This window comes from Mesorhizobium sp. M7A.F.Ca.AU.001.01.1.1, from assembly GCF_004022735.1.
In the GTDB taxonomy this organism is placed as follows: Bacteria; Pseudomonadota; Alphaproteobacteria; order Rhizobiales; family Rhizobiaceae; genus Mesorhizobium; species Mesorhizobium ciceri.
Map to the genome: position 1 here is coordinate 1 of NZ_RZPF01001163.1, position 1,078 is coordinate 1,078.

1 pseudogene is annotated in these 1,078 nt (G+C 63.0%); it reads right to left on the bottom strand.

From position 1 onward, the window contains the following. Positions 1 to 1,078, bottom strand: a pseudogene (locus EN884_RS36760) (dimethylglycine dehydrogenase); the annotation flags it as partial.

Below are 1,078 nucleotides of genomic sequence, written 5' to 3' on the forward strand. Positions count from 1 at the left end.
ATGCCAGAGTGTAGAAACTGACGGAGCGTCGCAATCGCCGGGGTTTTCCACCACCAGCGTGACGAAGCGCTTCTTCACGCCTTGCTGCTTTTCGTTCAGCAGTGCCGCCTTGCCACGGAAGTCGGGCTTGTCCCATTTGACGAAGCGTTCGAGCCCGCCCTGCAGGATCGAATAGTCGGTCGACAGATCGCCTTTCCAGGTGCGGTAGCCTTTCTCAAGCCGGAGCGAATCCAGCGCGTACATGCCGAAAGGCTTCAGCCCGTGCTGCTGGCCTGCGGCGCAGACGGCATCGAAGATGGCGGCGGTGTCGTCGATCCTGGTGTGGATTTCCCAGCCGAGTTCGCCGGCGAAGGAGACGCGCACCAGTTTGGCCCAGCGGCCGGCGATCTTCGTCTCCTGATGCGTCAGCCATGGCAGAGTGAGGTCGGCTTCGCAGACATCGGCGAGGATTTTTCGCGAGTTCGGGCCGGCCAGGATCTGGGTCGAGAATTCTTCGGTCCGGTCGATCAGCTTGAACGGTGCGTCCTTGGGCATGCGCGACTTCAGCCATTCGAAATCATGCCACTGCGCGACCGCCGCGGTGATCAGCGTCATCAGGTTCTCGTCGTGACGCACGACGGACATTTCGGTGACGATGCGGCCCTTGTCGTCGGCGAAATAGACGAGACCGATGCGGCCTGGCTTCGGCACCAGTCCGGTGACCTGCAGGCTCAGCCATTCGGCGGCACCTGGACCATCGAGATTGAAGCGCGAGAACCCAGGCAGGTCCAAAATGCCGGCAGCGTCACGCACGGCCAGGCATTCTTCGCGCACACGATGCTGCCATGGCCCGTCGCGGCGAAAGGTCAGCGTGGCTTCCTCGGAGATGTCATCGCCGTCCTGCGCGTACCAGGTGGCACGCTCCCAGCCATTATAGGCGTCGAAGCGGCCTCCGAGCGCCTTGATGCGATCGTGGATCGGCGACAGCTTGCGGTCGCGGCCCTCCGGCCAGGCATGGCGCGGGAACTGGATGGCGTATTCGTTGCCGTAGATCTCCATGCCCTTGGCGACGCAATAGTCCGGCGCCGCGGCATAGGAA